At 60.9% G+C, this 3,897-nt stretch carries 3 protein-coding genes and 1 pseudogene; 2 read left to right on the top strand and 2 right to left on the bottom strand.

The window, feature by feature from the left end; all coding sequences use genetic code 11:
* The coding region (locus tag ACLHHB_RS04500) for a phasin family protein (RefSeq protein WP_410217092.1) at positions 1-311 on the top strand (311 nt) is incomplete at its 5' end.
* A gap of 904 nt (positions 312-1,215) precedes the next feature.
* Here ACLHHB_RS04500 and ACLHHB_RS04505 read toward each other — a convergent pair.
* A complete protein-coding gene (locus ACLHHB_RS04505; protein WP_410217093.1) occupies positions 1,216-2,175 on the bottom strand; it encodes a YihY/virulence factor BrkB family protein in 960 nt (319 codons plus the stop codon).
* Positions 2,176-2,399: 224 nt separating this feature from the next.
* On the opposite strand from ACLHHB_RS04505, the gene ACLHHB_RS04510 reads away from it, so the two are divergent.
* Positions 2,400-3,068: a hypothetical protein gene (locus tag ACLHHB_RS04510; protein WP_410217094.1), complete on the top strand. Its 669-nt coding sequence runs from the start codon at positions 2,400-2,402 to the stop codon at positions 3,066-3,068.
* A 478-nt stretch (positions 3,069-3,546) separates the two neighbouring features.
* Here ACLHHB_RS04510 and ACLHHB_RS04515 read toward each other — a convergent pair.
* Positions 3,547-3,813 (bottom strand): annotated as a pseudogene (locus tag ACLHHB_RS04515) (hypothetical protein); the annotation flags it as partial.
* Between the last annotated feature and the right edge of the window lie 84 nt (positions 3,814-3,897).

Consider the following 3,897-nt stretch of genomic DNA (forward strand, 5'->3'; position numbering starts at 1 on the left):
GCCTGCTGGGCGAGAAGCTCGCCCGGGTGGCGCTGGCCGCCGCTGAGCGTTCGAGCGAGATTTCCGCCCGTTGGGCCAAGGACTCGCTCACCCGCATGGGCGAGCTGGCAACCGTCAAGGACGAGCCTTCCGATTATGCCAAGGCTGCAAGCGATTTCGCTTCGGCTTCTGCAGAACTGGCTGCCGAATACATGGCCGCTTATGCCGAAGTGGCCAAGAAGGTCCAGATGGACACGGGTCGAGGAAGAGCTGCTTCAGGTGTTCAGTTTTCCTGCCTACTGAACAACAGCATCCTATCTGTTGATGGCTGAAAGAGGTCGTGGCTCCGCTCTAACCCGGATGCGGACAGTCACAGCTGCCTATTTGGATACGGCCTTGAAGCGCGACGGGCTCATGCCGCAGGCAATGACGGCCACTCTGACAGAACCTGTGGGTTTGTGAAGGATCAGGACATCAAACCGATCGATGGTGACGCGTTGAGGGCGAAGCTCGAGCAACTGGAACTCCGTGTCAGTGAGTTGGAGCTGCAGGCCCTGCAGGGCGGCGTTTATCGAAACTTACAAGGCGCTGAGCAGAGCCTTCGTGATGCCCCGTCCTGGTGGAGCCACCTCACGCCAGTCGTGCGGCGCCTGTACTGGGCCCTCTAAGAGTCGTCCATCGGCCTCAACATCCCGGATCGGCAGGTACTGGATAAGGCGGCGGATGGTCTTGACGGCTGGTAGGGTTCCCACGGTCGTTTGCATGAATCCGAAGAAGAAGGAGGAAGCCGCAGAACAGGCTTTGGGAAGGGAAGCCTGCCGGAGCAGGGCGAGCGGGCACATGAGGGCGAGTAAGCCGCTTCAGCGTGGCAAACGGTTGTGCTTTCCTGACGGGTGGCGCGATCAGCAGTGGCGGGGTGGATGTAAAGCTCCGCCGCCAGCCCCATGTTTATGATGGCGGAGCGGATTTTCCGGCCGCCACATTGGAGGACCCGTTCATGGGTGCCGAAAAGACAACACTGACGAATTATGTTAACTTCACGAAGACGCCGAGACTCCAAAAGGAGCCTTACATGGATCAACCGGCGACGGAGGAGCAGCGACGGGCTGTTGATGACGCGGAGGCCAAACGCAACATGCAGTCTGAAGGAGGATCGCAAAGAGTGACAACGGCTCCTATGATCTGAGCCGCACGCACGCGATTTCTTGACACGAGGCGGCGGTAACCCGGGTACTGTCACGGCCCCGGCTCGTCGCGCGGCGTCTCTGCCTCGTTCAGGACGCGCGCCAGGCGCCGGATGCGGAGCGCACGGTTAAGTTCGCCGCCAAAGATGAGAACAAGGGCGGCGAGATACATGAAGTAAAGGGCCGCAACGATCCCAGCCAGACCGGCGTAGTAGCTTGCATAATTCGCGAAGCTGCTCAGGTAGAACGAGAATCCGACCCCAAGGAGCGTCCAGATGGCGAGTGTCAGAAGAACCCCCGGCCAGATGTTCGAGAACCGGGTGCGACGCGCGGGCAGGAGCACATGCGCCCCGAAAAGCGCCGCCATCAGGATAAGGGCTGCGACAGGATAGCGGATCAGCGCAAATGTCACGGAGGCTGGATCAAAGCTTGGCATCAGTGCGTGCAGGAGGGAGCCGACACGCGGCGCAATGACCAGCAAGTAGCCCACCAGAACCAGGACCAGGCCCGCCATGACGACCACCAGAACCTGCACAGCATAAAGCACGAGGATGGAGCGGGTTTCGCGAATTCCGTAAGCCCGGTTCAACCCAATGCGCACGCCATCGACGCCTCCGACGGCAAACCAGATCGTCAGCAGAATGCCGATGCTGAGAACACCGCCCCGTGGTACCGTCATGACCTTCTCTACTTCCGCTATGATTGGCTCGGCCAGTGACTGCGGGATAATCGCGATCAGGAAATCGATCAGATGATCGGCCATGGCCCTGTCGCCAATGAAGGCGGTGAGCGAGCTTGTGAAGATCAGGAACGGAAAGATGGCCAGAAGCGCGCGGTAGGCGACGTTTCCCGCAAGGCCGAACGCGTCGTCGCTCCACAGCCTCAGGATCGCTTCGCGGAGCACCGCCCTGGCGGCGCGCCATCCCGTGCCATGAAGCAGGTCCTCCGGCTGCTCGGTCAGGATGCCGCGTGTAAGGACTGCGTCGCGACCCGTCCCTGACTTCACCTTCATGCACCGGCTCCTGCCTGCACCATCGCCTCCTGCCTCTCCCAACCCTAGAGCGCGGGATGAGGAAGCTTCCGGGCTGTTCATCGCGACGGTTTGGCTGCGCCGCCACTGATAACTCCGACGACCCACCTTCAGCTTTACCCGAAAGCCGAGACAGGGGGAACAACCCACCTCCGATCATGGTTGCAGATGTAAGCCCGGAACGAGGGCAGATCTGGGAGAATCACATGAAACTGCGCAATACTTTGATGGCCAGCTGCGTACTGGCGTTGATTGGAACAACTGCCATGGCCGATTGTGCTGCGGATCTGGCCCGGCTTCAGACGGAGGACGCGGGGGCCAGCCACGGCGAGGGCATCTCCAAGGATGGGTCGCTGGCGCCGCTGGAAACACCGCATGCGACCAGAGGAAGCGACAGTGCTGCGACATCCATGACGAGTAGCACGACTAGCACGACGCGACCTGTCGAGGGCACAGCCCCAAGTAACAGGGATGCTGCAGGCAACACCGCTGCAACAAGCGACATGGTGGCTGCCAATATTGCAGCCGCATCGAACAGCACCGCTTCTTCGAGCGAAGGTGGGAGCGAAGGCATTGCCAAGGACGGTTCGTTGGCACCGCTGGAAGGAACCGAGCCGGAAGCCGAGACTCCCCGCGCAATGTCGGACCAGGATGTCCAGGCCCAGCAGGAAGGGGGGCCGACTGCTGCTGAAAGTGCAACCGTCAGTGCCGCAACCACGGACGCTGCCGACACGAGCAACAGCAGTGCATTTGCCGAAGGGGCAACCACGGGCTCCTCGGGCCGCAGCACCCTGATTGCCGAGGCCCAGGCAGCGCTTGATGCCGGCGACGAAAAGACCTGCCGCGCGGCGGTCGAGAAGATGGAAGCCCTCTGATGTATAAGCGCGATGTCTTCCGTGGCAAGGAGTGGGAGACAGGGTCTGCGGGATCAGCAGCCATCACCGTCACACCTGACGATTGGCCAGCCCCGAAGGTCTATCCGTCCATTGCCGAGCCATCTGTACCTTCACGCGAACGGCAGCCTTTGTGCTCCGCATAGCTGCAAAGCCATTGAAAGGGAGTTCCCGCCATCTCCAGGTTTGACCTCCCCAGCTAGCGCTCCATGGGCCGTGCAGGTTCAGGCTCTGCCTCAAAATGCCTGCAAAGGAGAAAAGAATGGCCAACGGACTTTATTAAGATGACGACGAGTGAGCTTAGTCCAGCGCGAAGCGTGATGGCGGCCACTTCCGGCCCAAGGTCAAGATAATCTTCCATTTCCCTGCGGTCGATTTCTTGGCCATTCCTCTTCACGTACGGCGCCATACAGATAGTTCGTCATATCGACTTCCTTTCGCTGCTGAGCTTCCATCATGGTTAACCGAAAAGAGAAACCGTTTGAAAACACTTTCCGCTCACCGACCCGGCAGAGAGGGCGCAGTCTGTGCTCCCGCGCTGCGCGACCGCTTCTTCACCGCAGCGTGACCCCCCGAGCTTCTGCGAGCTGTCGATGCTGACGCCGTATTGCACCGCGTAGGCGCTGGCACCGTTGCGGAGGTGCACGCTGATGATCCGCAGAGTGGAGACTGGCTGATCAAGCGCTTCGGCCGCCCGGTGGGCGACATATGTGTGCGAGGTGCCGTGAACGCCGAAACGTCACAGCCCGGCCGCGCGCCATGCGGCCGGAACGGCATATGTGGTGGCACGCGCCGGATTGGTCAGATGGAA

The sequence above is a fragment of the Paracoccus sp. (in: a-proteobacteria) genome, assembly GCF_046462195.1.
Taxonomy (GTDB): Bacteria; Pseudomonadota; Alphaproteobacteria; order Rhodobacterales; family Rhodobacteraceae; genus Paracoccus.